At 66.4% G+C, this 22,141-nt stretch carries 22 protein-coding genes; 6 read left to right on the forward strand and 16 right to left on the reverse strand.

What is annotated here, in order from left to right; all coding sequences use genetic code 11:
- Positions 1-11: 11 nt before the first annotated feature.
- From ACHQ4I_RS19465 to ACHQ4I_RS19475, 3 genes are all read right to left on the reverse strand, one after another.
- A complete protein-coding gene (locus ACHQ4I_RS19465; RefSeq protein WP_420773208.1) occupies positions 12-1,841 on the reverse strand; it encodes an acyl-CoA dehydrogenase family protein in 1,830 nt (609 codons plus the stop codon).
- Positions 1,842-2,818: 977 nt separating this feature from the next.
- Positions 2,819-2,944: a hypothetical protein gene (locus ACHQ4I_RS19470; protein WP_420773209.1), complete on the reverse strand. Its 126-nt coding sequence runs from the start codon at positions 2,942-2,944 to the stop codon at positions 2,819-2,821.
- Positions 2,917-3,282 carry an alpha/beta fold hydrolase gene (locus ACHQ4I_RS19475; RefSeq protein WP_420773210.1) on the reverse strand — a complete coding sequence of 122 codons (366 nt, stop codon included), beginning with the start codon at positions 3,280-3,282 and terminating at the stop codon, positions 2,917-2,919. Before ACHQ4I_RS19475 ends, ACHQ4I_RS19470 begins: the two co-directional genes overlap by 28 nt.
- A gap of 181 nt (positions 3,283-3,463) precedes the next feature.
- Between ACHQ4I_RS19475 and ACHQ4I_RS19480 the strand changes: the two genes are divergently transcribed.
- Positions 3,464-4,324, forward strand: coding sequence for a helix-turn-helix domain-containing protein (locus tag ACHQ4I_RS19480; protein WP_420773211.1), 861 nt, complete (start codon positions 3,464-3,466; stop codon positions 4,322-4,324).
- On the opposite strand, the gene ACHQ4I_RS19485 is transcribed toward ACHQ4I_RS19480, so the two are convergent.
- From ACHQ4I_RS19485 to ACHQ4I_RS19495, 3 genes are read right to left on the reverse strand one after another with little or no spacing between them, the layout of a single operon-like run.
- Positions 4,325-5,152 carry an ABC transporter permease gene (locus ACHQ4I_RS19485; RefSeq protein WP_420773212.1) on the reverse strand — a complete coding sequence of 276 codons (828 nt, stop codon included), beginning with the start codon at positions 5,150-5,152 and terminating at the stop codon, positions 4,325-4,327.
- Positions 5,149-6,048 carry an ABC transporter permease gene (locus tag ACHQ4I_RS19490; RefSeq protein WP_420773213.1) on the reverse strand — a complete coding sequence of 300 codons (900 nt, stop codon included), beginning with the start codon at positions 6,046-6,048 and terminating at the stop codon, positions 5,149-5,151. Before ACHQ4I_RS19490 ends, ACHQ4I_RS19485 begins: the two co-directional genes overlap by 4 nt.
- Positions 6,045-6,824 carry a hypothetical protein gene (locus ACHQ4I_RS19495; RefSeq protein WP_420773214.1) on the reverse strand — a complete coding sequence of 260 codons (780 nt, stop codon included), beginning with the start codon at positions 6,822-6,824 and terminating at the stop codon, positions 6,045-6,047. Before ACHQ4I_RS19495 ends, ACHQ4I_RS19490 begins: the two co-directional genes overlap by 4 nt.
- A 294-nt stretch (positions 6,825-7,118) precedes the next feature.
- Here ACHQ4I_RS19495 and ACHQ4I_RS19500 point away from each other — a divergent pair, with 294 nt between their 5' ends.
- Positions 7,119-7,619, forward strand: a complete 501-nt coding sequence (locus ACHQ4I_RS19500; protein ID WP_420773215.1) for a hypothetical protein — start codon at positions 7,119-7,121, stop codon at positions 7,617-7,619.
- Here the strand turns inward: ACHQ4I_RS19500 and ACHQ4I_RS19505 are convergent.
- Entirely contained in the window at positions 7,616-8,056 is a 441-nt protein-coding gene (locus ACHQ4I_RS19505; protein ID WP_420773216.1) for a DUF4254 domain-containing protein, read from the reverse strand. The genes ACHQ4I_RS19500 and ACHQ4I_RS19505 overlap by 4 nt on opposite strands.
- 258 nt (positions 8,057-8,314) lie before the next feature.
- Positions 8,315-9,097, reverse strand: a complete 783-nt coding sequence (locus ACHQ4I_RS19510) for an SDR family oxidoreductase (protein WP_420773217.1) — start codon at positions 9,095-9,097, stop codon at positions 8,315-8,317.
- A gap of 47 nt (positions 9,098-9,144) precedes the next feature.
- Here ACHQ4I_RS19510 and ACHQ4I_RS19515 point away from each other — a divergent pair, with 47 nt between their 5' ends.
- On the forward strand, positions 9,145-9,486 hold the full coding sequence (locus ACHQ4I_RS19515) for a winged helix-turn-helix transcriptional regulator (RefSeq protein ID WP_420773218.1): 342 nt from the start codon (positions 9,145-9,147) through the stop codon (positions 9,484-9,486).
- Between the two features lie 57 nt (positions 9,487-9,543).
- Here ACHQ4I_RS19515 and ACHQ4I_RS19520 read toward each other — a convergent pair whose 3' ends face one another.
- Positions 9,544-10,848: a TIGR03118 family protein gene (locus ACHQ4I_RS19520; protein ID WP_420773371.1), complete on the reverse strand. Its 1,305-nt coding sequence runs from the start codon at positions 10,846-10,848 to the stop codon at positions 9,544-9,546.
- A 183-nt stretch (positions 10,849-11,031) separates the two neighbouring features.
- On the opposite strand from ACHQ4I_RS19520, the gene ACHQ4I_RS19525 reads away from it, so the two are divergent.
- A complete protein-coding gene (locus ACHQ4I_RS19525) occupies positions 11,032-11,529 on the forward strand; it encodes a peroxynitrite isomerase (RefSeq protein WP_420773219.1) in 498 nt (165 codons plus the stop codon).
- Between the two features lie 24 nt (positions 11,530-11,553).
- Here the strand turns inward: ACHQ4I_RS19525 and ACHQ4I_RS19530 are convergent, their stop codons facing one another.
- Positions 11,554-12,669, reverse strand: coding sequence for a hypothetical protein (locus ACHQ4I_RS19530; protein ID WP_420773220.1), 1,116 nt, complete (start codon positions 12,667-12,669; stop codon positions 11,554-11,556).
- 279 nt (positions 12,670-12,948) lie between these two features.
- On the opposite strand from ACHQ4I_RS19530, the gene ACHQ4I_RS19535 reads away from it, so the two are divergent.
- The gene (locus ACHQ4I_RS19535) at positions 12,949-14,058 is read left to right on the forward strand and encodes a BTAD domain-containing putative transcriptional regulator (RefSeq protein WP_420773221.1); all 1,110 of its coding nucleotides are present in this window, start codon (positions 12,949-12,951) and stop codon (positions 14,056-14,058) included.
- Here ACHQ4I_RS19535 and ACHQ4I_RS19540 read toward each other — a convergent pair.
- The 5 genes from ACHQ4I_RS19540 to dxr all read right to left on the reverse strand — a co-directional run bounded on the left by ACHQ4I_RS19540 (position 14,052) and on the right by dxr (position 20,720).
- Positions 14,052-15,839: a penicillin-binding transpeptidase domain-containing protein gene (locus ACHQ4I_RS19540; protein WP_420773222.1), complete on the reverse strand. Its 1,788-nt coding sequence runs from the start codon at positions 15,837-15,839 to the stop codon at positions 14,052-14,054. The two genes, ACHQ4I_RS19535 and ACHQ4I_RS19540, sit on opposite strands and share 7 nt — an antisense overlap.
- Before the next feature lie 66 nt (positions 15,840-15,905).
- Positions 15,906-16,769 carry a GNAT family N-acetyltransferase gene (locus ACHQ4I_RS19545; RefSeq protein WP_420773223.1) on the reverse strand — a complete coding sequence of 288 codons (864 nt, stop codon included), beginning with the start codon at positions 16,767-16,769 and terminating at the stop codon, positions 15,906-15,908.
- A gap of 55 nt (positions 16,770-16,824) precedes the next feature.
- Complete coding sequence (ispG, locus tag ACHQ4I_RS19550; RefSeq protein ID WP_420773224.1) at positions 16,825-17,982, reverse strand: flavodoxin-dependent (E)-4-hydroxy-3-methylbut-2-enyl-diphosphate synthase; 1,158 nt, start codon at positions 17,980-17,982, stop codon at positions 16,825-16,827.
- Between the two features lie 191 nt (positions 17,983-18,173).
- Complete coding sequence (locus ACHQ4I_RS19555; protein ID WP_420773225.1) at positions 18,174-19,376, reverse strand: M50 family metallopeptidase; 1,203 nt, start codon at positions 19,374-19,376, stop codon at positions 18,174-18,176.
- 204 nt (positions 19,377-19,580) lie between these two features.
- Complete coding sequence (gene dxr / locus ACHQ4I_RS19560; protein ID WP_420773226.1) at positions 19,581-20,720, reverse strand: 1-deoxy-D-xylulose-5-phosphate reductoisomerase; 1,140 nt, start codon at positions 20,718-20,720, stop codon at positions 19,581-19,583.
- A gap of 169 nt (positions 20,721-20,889) precedes the next feature.
- Between dxr and ACHQ4I_RS19565 the strand changes: the two genes are divergently transcribed.
- Positions 20,890-21,156: a DUF2631 domain-containing protein gene (locus tag ACHQ4I_RS19565; protein ID WP_420773227.1), complete on the forward strand. Its 267-nt coding sequence runs from the start codon at positions 20,890-20,892 to the stop codon at positions 21,154-21,156.
- Positions 21,157-21,194: 38 nt separating this feature from the next.
- On the opposite strand, the gene ACHQ4I_RS19570 is transcribed toward ACHQ4I_RS19565, so the two are convergent.
- Positions 21,195-22,130 carry a LysR family transcriptional regulator gene (locus tag ACHQ4I_RS19570; protein ID WP_420773228.1) on the reverse strand — a complete coding sequence of 312 codons (936 nt, stop codon included), beginning with the start codon at positions 22,128-22,130 and terminating at the stop codon, positions 21,195-21,197.
- Positions 22,131-22,141: the final 11 nt, after the last annotated feature.

The raw sequence follows: 22,141 nt of genomic DNA on the forward strand, positions 1-22,141 counted from the left end.
GCGGTGCTCGTCTATCCTCTGGTTCCCGAAACAGCCACCGACCTCAGAGCGTTCGCGCACTGGGCGATATACGTATCATCCGATTCGAACGCCGTGCGCAGGGATCCGGTCTCGAGCTCGAATGCGGCGACGAGCTCGGTCAGTTGCGGAGCCAGCAGCTCATGTAGCTGGCGGCGCATGTCCGCCAGGGGTTTCGGCGTCTTGGGGATCGGTCCATCGGGGAGCATATCCGCACCGTGGGCCAGGCACTGGCGGATGGCGAACAGGACGAGTAGTCGCTCCGCCACCTGTCGGGAGCCGACGGGTAGTCGGCTGGCGCGTTCAGCCAGGGCCTGTGCTGCCCGGTGCGCGATGTGTGCTTCGGCCGCGGCCAGGGCCAGGTCGTAGACGCTGTCCCAGCGCGCTTGCCGGTCACCGCTGGCCTGTGCGTATTTCTCGGCCGCTCGGTGCTGGAGGTAGAGCTCGCGGGCGGCCATCCAACCCAGCCAGTTGTCGGGCGTATCGATATCGCAGGGCTCGAGGTTGTCCCAGCACCCCGGTGTCCACTGGTCCGGGAGAGACAGACGCCGGTAGGCGGCTTGCAGGGCGATGACATAGCTGTCGCCTTCGGCGGTGGCCGCGGCGTCGCGCAGCATGCGGAACTCCACGATCTTGTTATGGGCGAATACCCCTTGGGCGCCGAGTCTGTCGCGCACCTCGTTACACACCCACAGTGCCGTGGAGGTGGCGAAATGCTTTGTCAACGACACCAGGTCGGTGAGCTGTGGCCCCTGCTCGTCGGCCTGTTCGGTGGTGGCTTGTACGAAGGCGTCCAGGGCGAGCTCCACCGCCGCGGTGGCGACGTAGGTGTCGGCCACAGCATCCAACAGCGGTGCGTGATGCGCCGGGACCTGTGCGAGCGGGATGCGGCCGCCGACCATGCTCGCGATCTCTCGCTGGGCGGCGTGGCGTACAGCAACAGACAGGGCGGCCCGAGAAACGGCCGCGGCCATGGCCGAAATGCACAGCCGCCCCACCCGCACTCGACTGATCGCTCGCCATACCTGGTTGTCGGCGGGGATAGGCGAGACCAGCTGGCCGTTCTGGTCGATGTGAGTTCCGGTGTGCGACAACAGGGACTCGCGTGACAAGCGCACGTGATCGAAGCGCGTCAGCGAGTTGTCCATCCCCAGGCCCGGCTTGTCGGGCAGGGGGCGAATGGTGATACCCGGGCGAACCGTGCCATCCGCGTCGACCAGCCGCACCAGGAACGGATAATTACCGCGGTTGGCTCCGTCCAATATCAGCCGGGCGAAGACGATGCCGAACCGTGCCACGCCGTCCACCGGCGGCGGAGCGGTGGTGGGCATGAACTTGATCGCCGTATCCGTCGGAGTGTGCAGGATGAACCCGCCACCATCGGACGGATCGTACGTGGCGGTTGTCTCCAGATTGTGCAGGTCACTGCCATGACCGACCTCGGTCAAGCAGTACGCGCCCACGGCGCGCCCTTCCAACAGCTCCGTCAGAGCCGCGGCGACCTCGCCGGTGCGTGAGTGCTGCTCGAGCAGAGTGCCGAGCACGAGGTTGATCTGGACTGTGAGCAGAGCGCCGAGGTGCGGATCCACGACCGTGGCCTGCTCATGCAGCGTCACCAGTTCCCGCAGATCGGATACGGTATCGATGGCCGAAAGATGTGGCAGAAGCTCCAAATACCGTGTGTATGCTCGCTTTCCCGGGTTCTGTGTGGCAGCCCACCAATCCTGGTCGAATACTGCCTCGCCGAATATCTTGTTGTACCGCTGGGCCGCGGCGCGGCGATCGCCGAACAGCAGATCCGCGAGATTCTCGTGCGAAACCATAACTCCGCCTTCCACTCATTACCGATTCCAAGCGACTTGTCTTGCGCCACTTGGCATAATGCGGCCCTTGATACCCAGACCCTGGTGGCCCACGGGCTACCAGCTCCAACCGCCCTTCACCGCGTGTGGGAGCCGCCGGAAACCGGGGGCACAGGGGCCGGAGGATCGACCTGTCGAGAGTTGGATGCACCGCGCGGTTGCGGGTGCCAAGCGGATATCGCGTTCACAGAACTGGCGGTGGCGCTCTGCCAACCTGTCGGCGGTGGACGGGCGCCGGGCCGCGGCGAGGTAGCTCGCGGTAGCCAGCGCGTCGAATGTCCGTGTGGCGCAGGACCGTCGGGCATTGTCGGGCATGCCGGTGAGACCCTGCGAATTCGGCCATTGCCGACGCTGCGGCTCGACGATCTCGGCCGCCGACTCAGCGATCTGTGCGTCCTGCTCATTCGGCCGTGTGCTCACTCCAAACCGCGACCCCACCGGAGCCGAAGAGTTGCCATGAGCCGAATAAGACACGAAAGGTATTGTGCCACAATTACCCCCACACTCGTGGCTGTGCAGCGATCAACCGACCGGTATCGCTCGACCAATGTGTCACGGGCGTGGTGTCGCCGCTGACTTTGCCCGGCCTTTCCGCAGCTCACTATCGGTGCGACGGCTCAGTCTGCCGACCGTGAGTCCGTCGCGGTCAGCTGTGGCACGCCGAGGCCGAGCCGCAGCAACCCGCGCAGGGTACAGCGACTCCCGCATTCCGAACGTGGTTTGCCAGGTTTTCGTGGTAGCCCTGGCATGCATCGAAGTTCAAGTCCCGCAGAAGCATTCAGGATGCCGGTGACGTCATCGGCGTCTCGATGTAGTCGGCGGTTTAGCCGCAGATGAATTTCCTGTGAATTCGGCCTTTGTCAATGGCCCGAGTCGACCGCTGAGAGTTGTGTGCTGATCGTCTGCCATGCGGGCGTGAGCGCGGTGACGATGGGTGATTACGCCCTCCGCAGCACCTGCTCGATAGCGGCGAGTGTCGCACGGACGTAGGCGTCGGGATCGGTGAGGAAGACCTCGTGCCCGGCATCCAATTCGATCACCATCGCGCCGAGTCGTTCGCCCAACTCGCGCTGATCCTTTGGCGGGACGGCGCCGTCACGGGCCGTGACGACGGCGGCGGCGGGCAATCCGGCGATCGAGGACAAGCGCGAAACGCGATTCGCCCCATCTTGTCCGCGCGGCTGTCGAAAGACAGTGCGGTGGCGCCGAATACGAGACCCGCCACCCGATCCCGGTGGCGCCGAGCGAATTCCAGCCCGACCGGCCCGCCGAGCGAGTAGCCGCAGACCACGACCTGGTCGACGCCGAGTGCGTCGAGTACCGCGGCGGCATCGTCGGCGAACTGGGCGATATCGAAGCGCTCATCGGATCGCAATGGCAGGCCACGACCGTAGCCGATCACCAAGAATACCGATCAGTCTCTTTCGGTCGCCTCGCACACCTTCGTCGGCACCGTGGGCATATCGCGCCGAGCTTGCCGAAAGTCCCCTGCGAAAGTGGGGGCCACGCACCCTCGAATTCGTCACCTTCTCGCACCGAAAACTCCGAACTTCCGTGCTGGCAAAGGCGGTATTCTCTGCGCTATGGCAGGCAAGCGCACAGTCCTCACGGCCGGTTTGCGGCGGCTCTCGGTGCTGCTGACCGAGATGCGCGAACACGCTGGACTCAGCAAAGAAGAGGTCAGCGGCAAGACCGGGATAAATATCACCACGCTGTACCGAATCGAGACGGCACAGGCGCGGCCGCAGCGGCGCACGCTGATGGCGATGCTGGATCTCTACGGCGTCACCGAGCAGCAGCGCGCGGATGCGCTCGAGTTGTTGTCGGATGCACTCAAACCCGGCATGTCCCGGCCCTACGAGGCGACGCTGACCGAGGTGCACGCGGCCTACATCAACTTCGAATCGGAGGCGCTCTCGGCCCGGCACTACCAGACCTCTTACATCCCAGGGCTATTGCAGACCTCGGAGTACGCCGAGGCGGTGATCGACACCAATATGCCGAAGCTGGACACGGCCACGGCGGAGCACAATGTGCGGGCGCGGATGGATCGGGCCATGCACCTCACCAAGCCCGACCCGCTCGAGCTCTGGGTGGTGCTCGACGAGGCGGCGATCCGGCGCCAGGTCGGCGGGGCCGATGTCATGAAGGGGCAGCTGAAGCGGCTCATTGATGATTCCCAGATGAAAAACGTTATCCTGCAAATACTTCCGTTCACCGCCGGTGTACATCCCGGCATGGCCGGTGCGTTCACCCTGCTGGACTTCAAGGATCCGGCCGATCCGGAGCTGGTCTACGTGGAGGGCATCGCGGGCGATCAGCTGATCGAGGGGCATCCGCAGATCCGCCGCTTCGGGATCATTTTCGACCAGCTGCGGGCCATGGCATTGAGCCCGCGCGATTCCATGGCACTTATCGCACAAGCTTCCGACGAGATGCGCTGATCAGCTGCGACTGGCCCGCCGATAACCCACCGCCGCGGGAATCGCGAAGACTACGATCGCGCCGATAGACCAGGCGATAGTTCCCAGCAGCGGCCCGCGCACCGGACCGCCCAGGGATAGCCCCTTCATGGTGTCGATGGCATAGGACATCGGCTGATGACGCACGATCGGCTGGGCCCACCGCGGAAAGAAGGCCAGCTGCACGAACCCGGTACTGAAGAACATCATCAGCGATGAGCCGAGCGAAACCGCCTCCACCAGTGCGGCTTTCGCGCTGAACACGGCGACTGCGGTGACCATGGTGGCGAAGGCGAGGCCGAATAACAGCGGCACCCCGAACAGCGCGATACCGGCGAGGGGCGACTTCTTGAACCGGAAGCCGAGCGCCACACCCACCGCGAACAGCACCACCGTGCACAGCAGGATCCGGATCCCCTCGGCGACAATGCGCGCGGCCAGTCCGGACGCGCGGTGCACCGGCAGTACCCAGAAACGGGCCAGCAGACCCTCGTCGCGTTCACGGCCGAGGGTAATGGCGCCGGCCACCGAACCGGACATCACGCCGACCAGCGCCGCCATCGGCACGAAACCGTAGAGCGCGCTCACCCCACCGGATGTCTCCGTAATCCGGCTTCCGAGAACGACATTCAGTACGATCAGCAGCAGCGCGGGAAAAACGAGCGACTGCACGACGGTCAGCGGATCACGCCACCAGCGCACCAAGAGCCGCTTGGTCTGGATCAGCGTCTGTGGGATCAGCAAACGCCAGGTCTCGGTCCAGTCGGTGACCGTGGGCAACTCCCGGTGGGTAGTCAGTACCTGAGTCATGACGACCTCCGCATCGAAATGAATACCGCCCCGGCGCCGAACACCACGGCGAGGCCGAGCGTCCAGGCCAGCGCTGGGCCGAAGATCGACCAGCCGATCACGCCCGCGTTGCCCGATGGATCACCGGCCAGCGCCCGCAGCCCGTTCACGAAATGCGTAACCGGCTGGACGCGTACGAATCCCTGGATCCAGTGCGGGAACTTCTCGACCGGGCCGAATCCGGTGGAGACCATGCCGAGGATGAGCTGCGGCAGGATGAGCGCCTGGGTGGTCGCCTCCGGGCTCTTGGTCAGACTGCCGAGTAGATCGGCGCCCAGGCTCAGCGCCAGTGCGATCAGCATCGCGAACGCGATGAAACCGATTGTGCCCCACCAGCTCCCATAGAAGTGAAAGCCGATCACATGGCCACATACCAGCGCAGCGGCCAGCGCGACCCCGGCCCGGTACAGCCCGACCGTGACTCGCGCAGCCAGCGGCACCGACGAAAACATCGGCATCGATCCGAACCGCACATTGAGCCCGTCCTTGGCATCGGCGGCCGCTCGGAATGCGGCCGTGATGGCACAGAAGGCGATCGCCTGCATGGCGATCATGGGCATGAGGAATTGTGCGAAGCTGCTCAGCCCGCCCCGATAGTCGGCTCGCACCGTCATTACGAATTTCAGCGGGACGTAGAAGCCGAGGGTGAAGACCACCGGCGCCAGCAGTGCGGTGAACAGTTCGCCATTGCGCCAGGACGGCCGGACCATGCGCCAGGTCAGCGCCCACCATTGCGCCACGGTCGACATGCGCGGCGGTGGCGCGTCCACCAGCCGCTCGCTACTCAGTCGGCGGAGCTCCTCGCCACCGACTTCCGCACCGAGGGTGGTCGACCCCATGTCGCTGCCGATACTCATGCCTGAACCTCGCTGCCGCTCGACTCCGGCATGGCCATCGAGATGGCCGCGCTGGATGTTCGCTCGCTCCGCTCGATCATCTCCACGCTCCAATCGTGCGCGTCAACTGTGTCGGTTGGCGGGGAATCGGCTGTTCTAAGCATCTCGCACGCAACTGTGGCCGGTCTAGCTTTTGGTGCCGCTCCGGTATGGCGGCGATCTCCGGCAGCACCCCTGGAGCCGTCATCTCGTCGTGGATGGCGCCGAGCGCATGGGGGTAAATGCCGCCGTTGACCTGCGGATGCCAGCGCCGCGGCGCCCGGAACGTTCTCGGCCGTGGCGTCGGGCTCTTGGGCGGCTGTGCAGGACATCAGGCCGCGAGTGGGCCGATAGCCGGACACCATCCGTGCCGAGGCGCTGTTGGCGCCGGTCAGGCACTCCAGACAGTCGCCGTCGATCACGATGGCATCCGTGCGGCTCTCGCGGAGCGCCGCCGCAGTGTTGAGCTCAAATGAATCGACGTACCGGCCGGACGTCGGGCCGAACTCGCCCGGCGTGCGCGGATCGAGCGGTCCGATGCGGCGCGCGGCCGGATCGGCGCCGATCTCGCGACCAGCCCGCAGGCCGACCTCGCCCAGCACATCGACAGCAAGATCGCCGACTTTCTCGATGTACCGGACCGTGGAGATCGACGCCGACCTGGCCGGGGTGAGCCAGGCGCCGCGCTGAGCGGCCGACAACAGCAGCGGCCGGGCCGCCATGTCGCGCCCACACGCGTCGTCGATACGTGATTCCACCGGTCGAGACCGCACAGTCCCCTCCCTCACTTTCACCCTGCCCACCGCAACCATGCGCCGATCGCGTGGTCAAATCTCGTCGCCGCGACCACATTTCGATACCGCCCCCGAGTGTCGGAACGATGACTCCGAGGGGGCACAAAATCCGCACCAAGGTGTATGTCCTCGGCCAGAACCTATTTCGACCACGCCCACCCGGCGCATGCGCGAATGATGCCGTGTCGCTATCGCTCTCGGCGGAATGTCCGAATCGTGAGGTGACGACCGCGCACGGGGTGAGTAAGGTGAGGCCCGATGACCAGCATGGAAGCTCGTTTCCGTGACGCCGCCCGGACCGTGCCCCTCCCCAGTCCTTGGAATCTGTCCGCCTACCTCGCCAGTGTCGCCGCGCACCGCGGCCGTTCCATCTCGCTGCAGGCGGTGCCCGCGGCCACGCTAGCGGATATCGGTTGTCGCGGTAGCGGACTCTGGGTGGCGCGCGGCCGCGACGACATCATCGTCTACGACGCTTCGGCCACCGACCGCAATGTGGACCACATCATCCTGCATGAGATCGGCCACATGCTGTTCGGACACGGCAGGGCGGACACCGATGCCGCCGCGCCGATCGCGCCGAAGCTGGCCGCACTGCTGCCTTCCATTTCACCGGCCTCCATCGAACATGTGCTGGGCCGCAATGAATTCGGCGCCGACCGCGAACGGGACGCGGAGGTCTTCGCCGATATGACCATGGTCTACGCGACGCTGCCGCGCCGCCGCGACCGTTCGTTTCGCCTGTTCGGGCGCGGCCGTTAGCCGCCGTCGGGTAGCCGACCAATTCCGGCGCGCAGCTCGTCGACGAGATCCTGGTAGGCGTCGGCCAGCTCGTTGAGCTGCACCCACGCGTCATAGAAGACGGCCTCGGGCGCCTGCGCGAGCGGGACGAACGCCAACGCGGTCATCCTGGCCAGTCGATCCACGATCTGACCGACGGTCTCGGCGTGCAGCTGGGCGGCGGTGCCGGGAACCGGCATCGCCAGCGTCACCCAGATATCGATCGTCCGGACCAGCTGGGCGCGCCGCCGGTCCAGCTTGGCCATCTCGGATACCGGCGTGCGCTCGCGCATCTCGTGCAGATGCGCCAGCTCGCCCGCCGCCTCCAACATCGGGTGATCCTCGTGCGGGAGCCCGCGAAATGCGGCGAGCAGTAGATCCCGCCCCGGAATCATCCGGTTGTCTCCGACATATCTCATCTCGGCCTCCCGCCGACGCCGGAATCCGCCACCGTCGGCGAACCTCCCGACCAGCAACGTCGTTGCCGCACCGCACGACCGCACCCCACCCCCCGATTATCGGTCCGGAAGCGCGCCCACAACCGGAAACCGCCGATGTCAGTTTGTTATAAACCCGTTGTGGCAGCGCTACCAGCCTCGATAGGCGCGAACCGCCGGGCAGGAGGCGCGCACACCAACGTCGCGCCGGATCCTTCAGCGCTACCACTGGGCCATCGGCTACGCGGGGATGTCCTGCGCGCCGTCGGCCAGATAGTCCGGACCGCCGACATAGAAAGTGCGGCCGGATTCGGTTGCGGCACTTGCGGCTTCGGCGACAACGGCAGCGAACTCCGCGATGGTCGGGAGTGCGCCGTGATCGCGGCGGGCCGACACCGCGTCGGGATCGCGGCGTTCGAGTAGTCGCACGATGATCGTGCCGTCGATCATGTCACCGGAGACCACATTCAGTCCGATCCCCCGCTCGGTCAGCTCGGGAACCATTGCGCGCAAGGCATCTTCACCCGCCCGCTTGCTCGCGGCGATCGGCTCGTAATCTGCCGGAACGGGTTTGCGGCCGTGGAAGTGCGCCTGATGGCTGGTCACGAAGACGATCCGGCCCCCGGAAGGTAGCTCCGGCAACGCCTGGCGCACCAATCGGACCTGCGCGTCGCGGTTCAGCACCATCGCGTAGTCGGGACCGGCATTGCGCTCGAGTCCGCCGGATGCGTTGAGCACCAGCACATCCAGACGCCCGAACTCCGCCACCACACCGGCGATCAGCGCGGCGGTCGAGTCGGCATCGGCGATATCCGCACCCGCGATCGAAGCACTGCCACCGGCCTCGATGATCTCCTCGACGATCGTCTGGGCGCGCTTGCGCTTCTCGCGGTAGTTGACGATCACGTGATCACCGCCGGCCGCCAGCGCCCGCGCGGTCTCGGCCCCGATCCCGCGTGAAGCACCGGTGATCAGCACAATCCGTCGTCCCGTCGAGTCGCCCACCGTCTCCCTCTCGCTCATCAGCCCACAACAATGCTTCTAATTTAGAATCACTATGGTAGTTCGAAATGAGAAGTGCAAGCGGAGCGAAACCATCCAGGGGCCGAGCCGACCCGGCGCACGCGCCCATGCTGGCGACCATGGACCTCATCGGCCAACGCTGGATACTGCGCGTCCTCTGGGAACTCGAACCCGGCCGACTCGGCTTTCTCGAACTGCGCCGGCGCATGGGCAATTGCTCGTCGAGCATGCTCTCCACCCGCCTGCAACACCTGCAGACCGCGGGCGTGATCGTCAAGAATCCGGACAAAACCTACGAACTCACCAGCGCCGGACTCGAACTCGGTGAAGCCCTGCGCCCCCTCTGGGACTGGTCCAAACGCTGGACCCCAACACCCACCGCCGAATAGATACGACGAAGGCGGTCCCCGGCGCATATCCGGGAACCGCCTTCGGGACCAGCAGCTCTACTTCAGCCGCAGCTTGCCGAACAGACCTTCCTTCTCGTCCTCCGGCCCCGCGGTGAAGTACAGCGAGTCGGCGTCGCCGAGGCTTTCGCCATTGCCGAACATCAGGGCCCACAGACCCGCGATCTCGACCGGCTTACCCTGCTCATCGCGCAGGTAGTCGACGAACTTGCCGGTGGCGTCGTCATAGGCGAGCACATGGCCGAGGCCGCCGAAGTTGCCGACTAGCAGTTTGCCGCTGAGCGGACCGAAGTTCGCGGGGGCTACCGCGACACCCCACGGCGCGTTGAGGCGCCCGCCGTCGTCGAGGATGCGAACCAACTTGCCATTGGCGTCGAATTCGGCGACCTTGCCCTTGGCGGGCTTGCCGTTGGCGTCCTTCTCCTGGTCCTTGTCGAGCGAATCCTCTTCGGCCTTGTCGAACTTCGTCGCATCCTTCTCATCGGGCTTGGTGTCCGCGTAGGAGACGAAGACACGGTTGCCGATGGTGGTCACGTTGAACGGGGCCGGATCGCCGGGCTTGGGCTTCTTCCCCTTTTCCGGTGCCGCCGGGTCGAGCTGGTCGCCGGTGGCGAAGGGGTTGGCGAAGCCGACGGTCGGGATCAGCTGCCAGTCCTTGTCGAACGTGCGGATCTGCGGGTTCTCGCCGAAGTCGGCGGCGAGCAGCTTATCGGCGGACGGGGTCAGCGCGATGCCGAAGAACGCCATGCCCTGCGATTCACCGTCGAAGACCAGATTCGCGGGACCGTCGTGCCGGACGATCGCCCCCTCGGGACCGAGTTCGGTCCACGCCGAGATCTTGCCGGAGTCGGTGGCGAAGATGAACCGCGACGAACCGGTCAGCAACAGCGGCGCGCCGTCCGCCTCCACCGGCTGATCACGCACGACGAACAGATCCGAGGTGATCGGCGCGCCGTTGAACACGACACCGGTGGTCTTGCCGATGCTCTTATCCGAGGTGTCGGCGTCCGCGCCCGGAATCGTGACGATCTTCAGCGGATCCTGGAACAGCTTCTGCACCTTGGGGTCCGCGGACGCGCTGACATCGCCGACGAACTGGAAGGACTTACCGCCCGCACCCACCCAGAAGTGCCCGCCCGCGCCCTTGGGGCGATCGGCGAGGCCCCAGGCGTTCACCAGGTCGGGAAAGGTGTACTGCGCCTTGTATTCGGCCTTGTTGGCGGCGAGGTTGGTCTGCGCGTAGTGATTGCCGTCCAGGGCAGGCACTTCGTCGTTCGACGACTTCGAATCCGAGCATGCCGCGGCGACGACCAGGGCCGCACCCAGCACCGATGCGCGCAGCAGACCATTGCGGGTCCGCGACCGCCACGCACCGTCCCGGCGCAATTCACTCCAGCGTCCGTTCAACTTCTTCGTCCTTTCAGCCTTCGCAACCCTCATTTGGCGATTAGGCGACGCTAACCTTAGCTTGGCGGAATTTCGACGGTATCGGAACACCCCACAATCGACAGGTTTAAGCTGTCGCCCGTGGTCGCCCCCCAACCTTCCGTTGCCCCGCATCCCGATATCGCTCCGCTCGCACGGCTACTCGGCACGTGGCGCGGTCCCGGGCACGGTGAGTACCCGACCATCGAATCCTTCGACTATGTGGAGGAAATCAAGTTCGGCCATCTCGGCCGACCATTCCTCACCTACCGGCAGCGCACCCGCGCCGCCGACGGCAGTCGGCCGATGCATGCCGAAACCGGCTATCTGCGTTGCCCGCGGCCGGACCACGTCGAGTTGATCCTGGCCCACCCGACCGGCATCACCGAGATCTGCGAGGGCAGCCTCACCATCACCGATGGTGAGCTGCGTATGGAGTTCGAATCGACCAGCATCGGCCGCAGCAGCACCGCGAAAGTGGTGACCGCCCTCGGCCGTTCGATCAAACTGGCCGGGGACACCATCGACTACACGCTGCGCATGGCGGCGGTCGGCGAACCACTCACCCACCACCTCGCCGCGACGCTGCGCCGCGCCTGACCGGCCGGTCGGCTGCCAGCCGGGTCAGTCTCGGGTCGGGTCCGGACGCCAGGGCACATAGATCCGCCCTTCGGCCTCGGCGGCGGTCGCGGCCGAATGCAACTGGTACGGCGTGATACCGCCCGCCTCCCAAGCCCCCACCGAACCCGCCGCGACCGCTTCGGCCCCCTTCGGCGTCAACCCGATTTCATTGCGCACCACCGTGATCGGACGGTCGGCCAGCGAGAACCAGTCCAAGTCCAGGAAGTCGTGGCTGCCGTGGGTGAGCGCGCCGCGCCGCATGGCATCGCCGAGGCGGGTAGCCATCCCCGCGGTGCTCAGATGCCCCTCGTTGGCCTCGAACAACCCCGCGCCCGCATGCAGATAGCCGGTCTCGAACAGGGAAATCACCATGGCCAGCAGGCTGAACGCGCGCGGATCGTCGTTGGCGCGCGCCATGAACGCGAACACCTCGATCTCGTTCTCCAGCGTGGTGCCGTATCCGGCGAGCACATGCACCCAATCGTGCTGGGCCAACAGCGGCGGCGCCGAACCCGGCCGGCCCGGGGTGACGAAGCCCCGGTCGGCATAGAAATCGGCGACGCCGCGTCCGAGCGTGCCGACCGGAAGATCGCGCAGGGTGGCCCAGCGCGCGGCCAAGGCCGGATCGTCGCTGACCTGTCCCCACGACGAATCCAGGCTCTCGGTGTGCAGTGCGGTCAACCGGCTCGGATCGAGTCCGCCGAGGTAGCCGTTGCGGTCGAAGTCGACCGCGGCCAGTTCGATCGCGCCCTCGGCGTACTTCTGTGCCACCGCGATCATGTCGTCGTCGACCTCGAGCGCGTCGGCGAACTCCCGCAGCTTGGTCGCGACCGTGGGCGGCAACGGCCGCACCACCAGCGCGGACAGCAGCATGGTCTGCACGATCCGCTCCCGGAAGATCCGGTTGCGCCTGGCCAGCCCGTCCGCGAAGGTCTCGGCATCGATGGGCCGCAGCGTCTCCAGATCGACCCGATGGCCGGTCATCGACAGGAACAACGACGGAATCAGCAACTGCTGCAGCGGGGTCAGCCCGTCATCGCCGCCCGCCGCGGCCACCACACCGCTCGCGAGCAGCGCGACTTCGGCCGCATCCGGCGGGGTCAGCAGTACATCGTCCATCCGGTCAACACTCCAGCAAGATCGCAAACGAGGTCCACCGCCGCGGTGGACGACTCACATTATGGAGCCGAATTCGGCACGGCGAGTAATCATTTCGCCCACGGCGTAGTCGCGACGGGTCACCACGGACAACAACCGGCTTCGGTGCGTATGCTGAATCCAGCGCGTGCGGCTTCCGTCGGCGAAACGCCGTGGGCAGCGGCGGTCCGGAAGCAGAGTGCGTTCGGAGGGAATCAGGTGGGCTCTGCGGGCTCGAATCGACCGGCGCTCGATCTTCGAGTGCTCGGACCGGTGCGCCTGCTGGTCGACGATCACGCGATACCGTTGCCCGGCGCCAAACTCCGCGCCCTGCTCGCCATGCTCGTCATCAACCGCCGCAATGCCGTCGCGAAAACCACACTGGCGAACAGTATTTGGGATGACGAGAGGCCGAATCGCTCCGTCGACGGCCTCTACGCCTACATCTCGAATCTGCGCACCATTCTGCGTTCTGCCGGATTCGACGACCGGGCCGTCCTGCGCACCGTGCACGCCGGATATCTCCTGGATATCACCGAGGACCAGTGCGATGTCGGCCGTTTCGAGCGGGCCAGGACCCAGGGCTCGCTGGCCTTCACCACCGGCGATCTGGAAACCGCGGCCGAATGCTTCGCCGACGCGCTCGCCGAGTGGAGCGGTGAGGCGGTGGCGGGGCTGCGTGGCCTGCGCTTCGCCGACAATTTCGCCACCGATATGGACGAACGCCGGTTGAATGCCATCGCCGACCGCCTGGACGCGGATATCGCATGCGGTCGCGAGGGGGCCGTGCTCGGCGAACTCACCGCGTTGACCGCCGAACACGCCGTGAACGAACGGCTCTGGCGACTACTGATCTCCGCGCTGTACCGCGCGGGCCGCCAGGCCGACGCGCTTGCCGCTTGTCTGCGCATCCGCCGCAATCTCGCCGATCAGCAGGGCATCGATCCGGATCCGCGCACCCTGGCGCTCGAGGAGGCGATCCGCAGCCAGCAGGCGCTGCCGACGGTCTCCTCCTCGCCCGGCGCGACGAAACGCGATCTGCCCGATGTGCTGCGCCAGGCCTGGCTGCGGGTCGGCGACGGTGAGGCGATCGCCATTCCGGCGATCGGGCTGCGGATCGGTCGCGAATGGGATAACGACATCGTGCTCGACGACGCCCGGGTCAGCCGCAAACACGCGCGCATCCTGCCGCGCGACAACCGGATCTTCATCCGGGATCGGGATTCGGCCAACGGCGTCTACGTCAACGGCGTGCCGATCGGCGCCGATACCGCGCTCTCGGACGGCGATGTCATCCGAATCGGTTCCACCACATTGCGTTACGAGATGCCGGAGCGGCCAGCGCCGCCGGAGAACGCCAGTGGTCAATAGCCTGCGGGCAGCGCCGCCAGCATGTCGCGTGTCACCGCGACGGCGTGATCCGAACTGCCACCCTTGACGAGCAATGTCGCGAAGGCGATATCCCCGCGGTAGCCGACGAACCACGAATGCGATCCACCGTCGACCTCTGCCTCGCCCGTCTTCCCGTACACCTCGCCCTGGTCGGCAATGCGTTCGGCGGTACCCCCGGTGACCACCTTGCGCATCATCAGACGCAACCCGTCGATCACCTGCGGGTCGATCGCCGGACGATCACCCTTGATCTCGGTGGTACGTCCGGCGATCAGATAGGGCACCGGCGCCGAGCCGTGCGCGACGGTCGCGGCGAGCAGCGCCATGCCGAATGGACTCACCACCACCTTGCCCTGCCCGATACCGTCCTCGGTGCGCTGGATCATATCGTCGGCCGGTGGCACCGAACCCGATTCGGTCGGCAGGCCGGGGACCGTATATCCCGGTCCCACACCGAGTTTCGCGGCGGTGTCGTGCAGGGCATCGCCCGGCAGCTCACTGGCCAGCTGCGCGAAGGCGGTATTGCAGGACCGCTCGTAGGCGGTGGCCATCGGCACATCACCGAGCTGGAAGAGGTTGTAGTTGGGAATTGTCCGCTCCCCGATCACAATTCGGCTCGGGCACGGCAAAATCGTTTCGGGCGTTGCCTTTCCGGCCGACATCGCGGCGGCGGCGGTCACCGTCTTGAATACCGAGCCCGGCGGATACTGGCCGATGGTCGCCACCGGACCGTCGCGGTCGGCCGCTCTGTTCTGTGCGACAGCGAGAATCGCGCCGGTCGAGGGCCGCAGCACGACCATCATGGTCTGCTCCTGGCGTCCGTCGACGGCGCGCTGCGCGGAGTTCTGCACATTGCGGTCGACGCTGAGCGAGAACGACGGCGCGGGTTGCGAGGGCACTTCGGTGAGTACGTCGGTGTCGGCGCCATTGGCGTTCATGGTGACAACGCTCCAGCCCGCCTTGCCGTCCACTTCGGCGATTACCGTCTTGCGCACCTGCGCGAGCAGATCGGGCGCGAAATCGCGGTCGGTGGCGACCAGATCCCACTGCTGGGTCAGCGTCACCCCGGGCAGACCGATGAGATCGGCACTCACCTCGTCGTATTCGTGCTCGCTCAAGACTGCGACGGTGTACGCGCCCTTCGCGGCATGCGCCGAACCGAGGATTGCCGCCGGCGTGAGCCGGTCGTCGAAGCGGTTCAGCGCCGCCGCCAATGCGGTCGCCGTGTAGCCCGGGTCCGGTGCGGAGGCCACGGTGAACGCGACCCGAGATACCTTGCCCGGCACCAGCACATCGCTACCGGACTGCTCGTTCACCCGCGCACGCGGGGCCGGGTTGGCGCGCAGGGCCATGGTTTGGGTGTCGCCGAGTTTGGGATGGATATCGGAGGAGGTCCAGCGCACCATCCAGCGACCGTCGCTGCGGCCCATCTGCAACTGGCCGGTGTATTTCCAGATCCGGTCCTTGGGCAGGCGCCACTGGTAGGTGTAGTCGACGGTCGCGGTATCGCCGGTGACCCTGGCCGCGCCGGTATGCGCGATCAGCTCCTGGGCCTGCAGTTGATCCCATGCGGAACGCAGTGCGGCGGTTGCCTTCTCGGGCTGGCTGGTGAGTTCGGCCGCGGCATCCACCTCACGGTTCGCGAAGGCGGCCAGGAAAGCGTCGGCCGCGGGCACCGGACCCTGCGGGCTGGCCGAGCAGCCGGTTCCCGCCGCCGCGAGCGCCGCGACGGCCAGCGTGAGAAACATGCGAGTCGACATCGGCACCGATGGTATAGCCAACGGTGAGCAAGCGGCTGTGGCACACCGATGTTCGACACGCCGTATTCAGTCGAGCAGCACGGTGGCGAAGGTGGCGATCTGCCGGAATCCGACGCGGCTGTAGGCGCGGCGGGCGATCTTGTTGTAGTCGTTCACGTACAGGCTGGCGGTGCGTCCCGAGGCCACCACCGCATTGGCCACGGCGGCGGTGCCGCCAGTGCCGAGTCCGGCGCCACGACGTTCGGGATGCACCCAGACGCCCTGGATCTGCCCGGTGCGCCGGGACAGCGATCCGACCTCGGCCTTGAACACCACTTCGCCGTCCTCGAAACGCGCCCAGGCGCGGCCGGATTCGATCAGGCTCTGGATCCGGCGCCGATAGCCGCGGCCGCCGTCACCGGCGCGCGGGTCGACCCCGACCTCCTCGATGAACATGGCGATCGCCGCGTTGAGATAGCGCTCCAACTCCTCCGGGCGGACCCGCCGGACCTGCGCGTCGGCGGTGGCCAGCGCGGGCTGTGCGAGGGCGAGCAGCGGCTGCGCACCGCGCAGCTCCCGTGCCGGTCCCCAGTGCGCGGACAACATCTCCCACAGCGGCAGCGCCAGCTCCTGGCGGCCGACCACCGACGAACACACCCGCGGCCAGCGCACCGCTCGCGTCGCGAACGCGCGCAACGCATTCTCATCGCCGCGCAACGGCACCAGATTCGCCCCGGAGAAGCACAGCGATTCGGCCGGACCACCCCGGCTCCACAGTTCGCCGTGTCCGGGGCCGGTATCCAAGCCGAATTCCTGCAGCCGAGCCGCCACCATGCACGAGGCGATCGGATCGCTGTCGAGCACCCGCAGCACCTGTGCCAGATCCCGATTGGCGAGCTGTCGCGCGGGGGCATCCTTGGCCCGTCGCGTCGGCTCCAGCAGACTCCGCACATCGACAGCCTGCCATGAATCGGCCGGATGTGGTACGGCTACCTCGGAACCCGAACTAACCAACCGTGACGACGGGTTCGCCCAAGCCGACTTCCTCGCCCATCTCCTCGGCGATGCGCATGGCCTCTTCGATCAGCGTTTCGACGATCTGCGCCTCCGGCACGGTCTTGATGACCTGCCCCTTCACGAAGATCTGGCCCTTGCCATTGCCCGAAGCGACGCCGAGGTCCGCCTCACGCGCCTCGCCGGGCCCGTTCACCACGCAGCCCATCACCGCCACTCGCAGCGGAATCTCCATGCCCTCCAGCCCGGCGGACACCTCGTTGGCCAGGGTGTACACATCGACCTGGGCCCGGCCGCAGGACGGACAGGAGACGATCTCGAGCTTGCGCGGGCGCAGGTTCAGCGACTGCAGGATCTGCCCGCCGACCTTGACCTCCTCGGCGGGCGGCGCGGACAGCGACACCCGAATCGTGTCGCCGATGCCCTCGGACAGCAGCGCGCCGAACGCGACGGCGGACTTGATCGTGCCCTGGAACGCCGGACCGGCCTCGGTCACACCGAGGTGCAGCGGGTAATCGGACTGGGCCGCCAACTGCCGGTAGGCCTCGACCATGACCACCGGATCGTTGTGCTTGACCGAGATCTTGATATCGCCGAAGCCGTGCTCCTCGAACAGGCTCGCCTCCCACAGCGCCGATTCGACCAGCGCCTCCGGAGTGGCCTTGCCGTACTTCTCCAGCATCCGCTTATCCAGCGAACCGGCGTTCACGCCGATACGAATCGGGATGCCCGCCGCACCAGCGGCCTTGGCGACCTCGGCGACGCGTCCGTCGAATTCCTTGATATTGCCGGGGTTTACCCGCACGGCGGCACAGCCCGCGTCGATGGCGGCGAAGATATAGCGCGGCTGGAAGTGGATATCCGCGATGACCGGGATCTGGCTCTTGCGCGCGATGGTCGCCAGTGCGTCGGCGTCCTCCTGGCGCGGGCAGGCGACGCGCACGATATCGCAGCCCGAGGCCGTCAGCTCGGCGATCTGCTGCAGGGTGGCATTGATGTCGTGGGTCTTGGTGGTGGTCATCGACTGCACCGAAATCGGGTGATCGCTGCCGACGCCGACATTGCCGACCATCAACTGGCGGGTCTTGCGTCGAGGCGCGAGAACGGCCGCGGGTGCGGTCGGCATCCCCAATCCGATTGTGCTGGTCACTTTCGGCTGCCTACTTTCGTGCGTTCTTTCGTACGTTCTATTTGGCCGTTCGCCTACCGAGCTTAGCCGCGTCGCGCGACCGCTCACCCTGTGACGGCCATGACATGGGTCATGACACACACCTGTCCCGAAATGCCAGCAATCCGGCATTCGCGGCTTTTAGCACGGGACGACCGCGACAGATTAGCGCGTCAGCGGAACAACTGAATCGGATTCACGATGTCGGCGACCAGCGTCAGCACCATATAGGCACCACCGATCACCACTGCGACGTAGGTCACCGGAAGCAGTTTCAGATAGTCGACCGGTCCCCCCGGTGCCAGTCCCTTCCAGCCACGGACGGTATTGCGGATCTTCTCGTAGAGCACCACTGCGATATGCCCGCCGTCCAGCGGCAACAGCGGCAACAGATTGAACGCGCCGAGGAAGAAATTCAGGCTGGCCAGCACCAGGATGAATACGCCCCACAGTCCGCGCTCCGCGGTCTCGCCGCCGATTTTGCTCGCGCCGTAGACACTGACCGGGGTCTCCGGATCGCGCTCGCCGCCGGTGACCGCGGTCCACAGCGCGGAGACCTTCTGCGGCATCTGGGCCAGCGATTCGACGGTGCGCACGAACATCTGCCCGGTGTAGGCGCCGGCGGCCGGAATCGCGGCCAGCACGTTGTACTGCAGGGGTTCGTAGTACTCCGAGCCGACGCCGACCGCACTGACCTCGCGGCCCGGACCGCCGTCGTCGGGATAGCGGGTGACGCGTTCCGGGGTGACCTCGATGGTCTCGGTCTGCCCGTCCCGTTCGATGGTGTAGCTGAACGGACCGGTCTGCTTCTGGGTTTCGGCGGTGAACTGCTGCCAGGTCGTCACCTTCACGCCGTTGACGGCCTGCACCACGTCACCGCGCTGCATACCGGCCCGTTGCGCCGGGCCGGTGCCCGCGCAATCGGCCAGCGTCTTATCCGGATTCTGCTGGGCGACGCATTTCATGGCGCCGATGGTGGTGGCGGGCGGCTGGTCGAAGCGCGGCAGGCCCCAGCCGACCGCGAGCACGACCAGCAGGATGAAGCCGAGTACGAAGTTCATCCCGATCCCGCCGAACATCACCACCAGGCGCTTCCAGGTGGCCTGCCGGTACATGGCGCGGTCCAGGTCCTCGGGCGCGAGTTCGTCCAGCGCGGTCATGCCCGCGATATCGCAGAAGCCGCCGAGCGGGAGCGCCTTGAGGCCGTATTCGGTTTCACCGCGTCGGAAGGAGAACACCTTGGGTCCGAAGCCGATGAAATAGCGCCGCACCTTCATGCCGGTGGACTGGGCGGTCCACATATGCCCGCATTCGTGCAGCGCGATCGATATCGTGATGCCGAGGGCGAACAGTACGAACCCCAACGCGAACACCATTTGCTGTACAGCCCTCCTGCGTTGCGCAGCTCGCCTCAAATGAAGTGCGGCCGCTCGAAGCGGCCGCGACTGCCCGCAGACCCGTCCGTCCCGCGCCGCGAGCACTCCGACCACAGTAACCGGACCACGACCAACCCTCAGCAGTCAGTCTGCCAGGCCGTCGTTCCGCGGCGCGCCCGATCCGGTCGACACCGGGTTTCCGACTCAGTTGCCGACGAGTGTGCGAGCGAAATCGCGAGCCCAACTGTCCGCCGCGAGCACGTCCTGCAGCGCTTCCGGTTCGCCGCGCCATTGCTCCGCGGCCTCGACGGCGCGCGCGACAGTGCGCACGATATCCGGGAATCGGATCTTGCCATCCAGGAAGGCCTGCACCGCGATCTCATTCGCCGCGTTGTAGACCGCCGTGACACTGCCGCCCGCGGTTCCGGCCTGCCTGGCCAGCTCGACCGCCGGGAATACCGCATTGTCGACCGGTTCGAACTCCCAGGTCGACGCCGTGCTGAAGTCGCAGGCGGCGGCCGCGCCCGGCACTCGGTCCGGCCAGCCGAGGGCCAATGCGATCGGCAGCTTCATATCGGGCGGGCTGGCCTGGGCCAGGGTGGAGCCGTCTTTGAAGGTGACCATGGAGTGCACGATCGACTGCGGATGCACCGTGACGTCGATGCGGTCGTAGGGCACCCCGAACAGCAGGTGCGTCTCGATCAGTTCGAGGCCCTTGTTCACCAGCGACGCCGAGTTCAGCGTATTCATCAGGCCCATAGACCAGGTCGGATGCGCCTTGGCCTCGGCGGGATTCACCGATTCCAGCATTTCGGTGGTCCAGCCGCGGAACGGTCCGCCGGACGCGGTCAACACCAGCCGATCCACCTCCTCGGCCCGGCCGCCGCGCAGGCACTGGGCGAGTGCGGAGTGTTCGGAGTCGACCGGAACGATCTGGCCGGGTGCGGCGGCGCGGGTCACCAGGGAGCCGCCCGCGACGAGCGATTCCTTATTCGCCAGTGCCAGCCGGGTGCCCGATTGCAGCGTCGCCAGGGTCGGCTCCAAACCGAGTGATCCGACCAACGCGTTCAGCACGACATCCGCCTCGGTGCGGCGCACGAGTTCGGTGACCGCGCCGGGACCGCTCAATGCCAGGCCCAGTCGCGCACCGGCGGCCGGATCGGCCACCGCGACATTGCGAGTCCCGGTCGCGGCCATCTGCGCCGCGAGCAGCTCGGCATTGCCGCCGCGCGCGGCAAGGCCGACCACCTCGAATTTGTCGGGGTTGGCGGCAATCACCTCGAGCGCCTGGGTACCGATGGAACCGGTGCTGCCGAGCAGAAGGACTCTCACGATGTCGGACACGGCCCCATTGTGGCAGCGGGGCTGGCAACGTGCCCGAAGGTGGTGGCTTGCGCCGCTTGCCGATCGAACCTTGCGCTGCTTGCCGATCGAACACGGCCCTGCTGGCTACGACGGGCGGTCGTATGCCACGATATCGACAGTAACGCCCATACCGAGCTAAGGAGCGATCGTGGCCGCCACGGAACTCGAACCCACCAGTGACCGCGCAATCGTCACCCACGTGGACACCGCCGAGGTTCCGTCCGCCGAATGGGGCTGGAGCGGGGAGTCGCGCCGCACCTTCCGCGCCGCGGGCTGGGTCGTCTGCTTCATCCTGGTGGCCATGACGATCGGCAACCACAAGGGCAAGATCGAAGACATCTTCCTCGTCGGCTTCGCCGTCCTGATCGCGGGCATCATGATCCGCGACTCGATCCTGCGCCGCAAGCCCAGGTAGTCGTCACCGAAAGGTATTGGCTCGGTTAGGGATTCACCCTAACGCCCGCGACGCTTGGCGGGCTTCTTCTTGGCTCCCGGGTTCTTGGTAGAGCTCTTCGCGGACCCGGCACGAGCGCGTTTCGCCGCGGTCTTCTGCTGCGGTTCGACCTTCTTGCGCTGGGCCGGGGTCCGCGAGCTGCGCTCGGAACGACCGCGCACGATTCCGACGAATTCCTCGATCAGGTCGGTGGTCCGCGCGGTCGGCCACGCCAGGGCGATTTCGGTATCCGGGACGCCCATCATGGTCCGGTAGACGAGGTCGCGGCGGGCGTGCAGGCGCGCGATCGAATGCGGCACGATAGCGACGCCGACACCGGCCGCGACCAGTTCGATGGTCCCCGCGACCGCGTCGATATCGCTGGCGTCCTGAATCCGCTCGTCGGCCAGATCGCCCATGCCCACCTGGTCGAAGACCGAGAGAGTGTGGTCCTTGGGCACCACGACTACCGGCAGCTCGCGATAGAGCGGTATCGCGCTCAGGCCGTCGCGGTCGATCGGCAGGCGCACGAAACAGGCGTCTACCCGGCCCTCGCGCAGCGCCGCCAGTTGTTCGGCCATTGGTATGGGAACCACCTCCAGCGGGGTGTCGGGGAAGCGCTCACCCCAGATCCGCGTCCATTTGGACACGGTGACGCCCGGGACGAAACCGACCCGCAGGGCGACATCCGCCGCGGCGACCGGTTCCGGCTCATTCGCGCGCGCGATGATGCCCCTGGCATCGCGCAGCAATTGCTGTCCGGCCTCGGTCAGTTGGGTCGGCTGGGCACCCGGCACGAAAAGTTTGGCACCGAGCTCGTTCTCCAAGTCGATCACCGTATGGCTCAACTTCTGCCGCGAGATATGCAGCGATTTCGCCGCGCGCGCGAAATGCAGTTCCTCGGCAACCGCGACAAACCAGCGCAGGCGGGTCACATCGATGGACTCGGGGTTCATGGGTTAGAGGG

The sequence above is a fragment of the Nocardia nepalensis genome, assembly GCF_048910785.1.
Classification (GTDB): Bacteria; Actinomycetota; Actinomycetes; order Mycobacteriales; family Mycobacteriaceae; genus Nocardia; species Nocardia nepalensis.